The organism is Colwellia hornerae, assembly GCF_007954355.1.
Classification (GTDB): domain Bacteria; phylum Pseudomonadota; class Gammaproteobacteria; order Enterobacterales; family Alteromonadaceae; genus Colwellia_A; species Colwellia_A hornerae.
The window spans coordinates 1-3,679 of the sequence record NZ_VOLR01000056.1 but is presented as its reverse complement, the minus strand read 5'-3'; the positions used below and the strand labels follow the sequence as shown (position 1 = coordinate 3,679).

At 41.7% G+C, this 3,679-nt stretch carries 2 protein-coding genes; both read right to left on the bottom strand.

Annotated elements, in window-relative coordinates:
• Positions 1 to 488 precede the first annotated feature (488 nt).
• Positions 489 to 1,754, bottom strand: a complete 1,266-nt coding sequence (locus ESZ26_RS18780; protein ID WP_223271735.1) for an amidohydrolase family protein — start codon at positions 1,752 to 1,754, stop codon at positions 489 to 491.
• Between the two features lie 11 nt (positions 1,755 to 1,765).
• A complete protein-coding gene (locus tag ESZ26_RS18775; RefSeq protein ID WP_146801311.1) occupies positions 1,766 to 3,190 on the bottom strand; it encodes an amidohydrolase in 1,425 nt (474 codons plus the stop codon).
• Positions 3,191 to 3,679: the final 489 nt, after the last annotated feature.

The window sequence follows — 3,679 nt, the reverse complement described above, 5'->3', positions numbered from 1 at the left end:
CACCGTCATCCTGAACTTGTTTCAGGATCTGTACTTCGAACCACGAACACCAGATACTGAAATGAATTCAGCATGACGACAAGGGGATTAAACAACCACCGTCAGACTATCAAAACCCACCGTCATCCTGACTCCCCACCGTCATCCTGACTCCCCACCGTAATCCTGACTCCCCACCGTAATCCTGACTCCCCACCGTCATCCTGAACTTGTTTCAGGATCTGTACTTCGAACCACGAAAATCAGATACTGAAATAAATTCAGCATGACGACAAAGGGGGAACTAACCAAAACCAGATACTGAAATAAATTCAGCATGACGACAAAGGGGGACCTGACCAAGACCAGATACTGAAATAAATTTAGCATGACGGCAAGGGGCCTAGTCAAGACCTGATACTAAACGACAAAAAGCAAAAACAAAAAAGGCGTTAAACGATCCTTCGTTTAACGCCTTTTGCTAGCCAATAACTAACAACTAATAAAAGTTACTTCGTGTAACCTCTTGGCATATCGCTGTTCGTGGTATAGCGCTTACGTAACTCATCTTGACGACTCTGTGTAGAGGTCTCTTTGCCGTTAATCCACATTTTATCAACTTTCGTACTGAGCTCAAATGGGTCAGCACTCCACAACACTAAATCAGCTTTTTTACCAACCGCTATACGGCCAGCATTAATATTAAAAGCATCAGCAACGTTGGCGGTAACAGCAGCAAGTGCTTGGTCTTTAGTCAAACCATTGGCAACTGCATTACCCGCTTCAAAACGCAGTTGATACAAGTTATGCGCATCGTTTATCGCTAAAGCAACGCTAATACCTGCTTGCGTTAGTTTCGCCGTATTTTCTAGTGAAGAATGCAATGAATCAAAACTACTTGGCAAGTTATCTAGTGCGCCAAATATAACCGGTACTTTTGCTGTGGCTAATTGTTCGCTGATTAATATGGCATCAGCGCCACCAGCAATCACTAAATCAAGATTAAATTCAGCTTTTAGTTTCAGCAATTCCAACAAATCAGTGGCACGATCAGCATAAGCGACCAGTGGTTTTTCGCCAGCTAATAGCGCATTAATGATTTTTTCATCACGTTTTAGTTCTTTAGCTGTCTCTTTTTTATCGTCAGCCTTTTTGTCTTTTTGCGCAGCGACTTCTTCAGCAGCTTTCGTTAATGCTTTTTGTGTATCTTCCAATTTATAGCGTAATTTTTGCAAGTTCAAAGCACGTGAACCACTACTTTTTGCGCCTAAATCAATAATAACGGCATTTTCTTTGATATAAACACTGTCAAATTCACCCGACATGTCGACAACAAAGGTTTGCCCTTTAAACATGCTTTCGCCACCACTAGGAGCGGTTACGTTACTGGTAATTCCCCCTTTACGCGTATAAGGCACAACGGTTGAACGTGGATTAAACGCTAATGACGCGTCAAAAGTGATGTCCGCTTTTTTGTCACTGGCATCGCGCGTTCTTGATACGGCATTCACTTCCACTAAACCTAATGCATTCATTGCACCAATCAAACCCGGCGTCAGTATTTTGCCCATGGCATCAAAGGTTACATCAGCAACAATTTCATCAGGGTTTATCGCAGTAATGATTCCGTCGTCAATAACGACAGTAGCGTTGGTTAAAACGCCCTGTTCAGTAACCGTATGAATAGTTGCATTAGTAATAGCTAAACTTTCTGCATGAGCACTGCTTATCGTCGCTAAAGCTAGTGCGACTAATGAGGCTTTAAATAGCTTAATTTTTTTCATAATTACTCTCCTCCTTTTATTGGTAAAGCAGGTACTGCAGCTTGCCCTAACATAAAGTCACTTTTTGCTTGGTATTTATCGTCAAAGCGATCATAAACTTTCGCGCCATCAACAAATACTTGTTCGGCTTGTGCATAAACACTAAAAGGACTTTGATTCCACAAGACTACATCAGCATTTTTACCCGCTTCTAAACTACCGGTTTTATCATCAATACCAAGAGATTTCGCCGCATTTAAAGTGATCCAACGGATCGCTTCAGCGGGCTTTAAGGCAAAACCATTTTCATTAGCACGGTACATCACTTTGCCTGCTTCTTGGTTTAAGCGCTGAATAGTACTCGCTGAATCTGAATGGACAATGGCACAGGAATTTTTTACCGCATTGACCACAGCAACGTTCTCGTGGATCATGTCGTAAGCTTCCAATTTGAAACCCCACCAATCAGGCCACATAGCTGCACAGTTACCATTTTCAGCTAATAAGTCAGCAATTTTGTAACCTTCAATCGCGTGATGAAAAGTACCTGACTTGTAATTAAACTCTTTACCAAGATCAATCATCATCGCCATTTCTTCAGCTTTGTAACAATGATTATGAATTAAAATTTCACCATCAAGTACACCACGCAAGGTATCAAGCTCTAAATCTCGTGCTGGCGCTAAAGGATTTTTTCCCGCATCGTAGTCACGATCATACTTTTCCCAAGCACTTTTATACTCAGTCGCTTCTGCCCAAGCCATACGGTAACCGGCCATATTGCCCATGCGGGTCGAAGGTAAAATCTTACGACTGCCATAAACACGCTTAGGGTTTTCACCACAGGCCATTTTCAAACCATAAGGCGCTTCTGGAAACTTCATTCCTTGCATAGTGTGACTTGGCACATTACGCAGTGTTACACCACGGCCACCAAATAAATTGGCAGAGCCTGGTAAAATTTGCATCGTAGTGACACCACCGGCACGAGCAGCATTAAAACCTGGATCTTGAGGCCAAATGCTATGCTCAGACCATACTTCAGAAGTATTGGGCGAACTCATTTCATTACCGTCTGAATGCGATTCAGCCGACGGGCTAGGATAAACCCCTAAATGTGAATGCACATCAATAACACCAGGCGTTACCCATTTGCCTGTACCATCAACTTCAACCGCACCCGCCGCAATTAAGTTTTCTCCTACCTGAGATATTTTACCATCAGTCATTAAAACATCGGCATTATCAAAGCGCTCGCCATTACCAATTAATACCGTAGTATTTTTGATCAATGTCATTTGCTTAGGTAAGGGTTGATAAGTACTTGGATAAGGGTTTTTATTAATAGAAACTTTTGGGTCTTGCTGCTCAGACTCTAAACAGCCAGATAACGCTAGCGATACGCTAAGCGCCAAAAAAGTAGGCGCGATGCTTTGCTTGATATGCATGTAATGGTTCCTGTGCGGATTATTATTTTTGGATTCAATCGTTAACCATAAAATGATTTTATCAAGACAGCAAGTCAAGCTGAGTCAATTACGCTCAATGGTTATACATTTACGGTGAATGGAAAATGAGTAGGACAAATAAGAATAATTCTGATACTGGGCTTTTAGAGCAAGTACAGATCCTGAAATAAATTCAGGATGACGGAGGTAGTTCCTTCAGGATAACGGAGTGCGTGGTTTATTATTCCCTTTTTCACGTTCTCTTCCCGTCATGCTGAACTTGTTTCAGTATCCGGGCTTTGCTAATTCCGTCCCCTTCCCGTCATGCTGAACTTGTTTCCAATGCTGATCGTTTAAGCGGAAATTTAGTACTTGAACGATCTTTTGAGTGTGGCATATTCATTTCCTTTTACAGGAAATAAAATATGTTGAGTGATGAGTTAGCTTACTTTTTTGATGAGTGTGGTGATTTAAAAGATAAGGTTGATA

Excerpts from the sequence above, each read along its gene's own strand:
- ESZ26_RS18775 (WP_146801311.1), bottom strand. The coding sequence starts at position 3,190 with ATGCATATCAAGCAAAGCATCGCGCCTACTTTTTTGGCGCTTAGCGTA.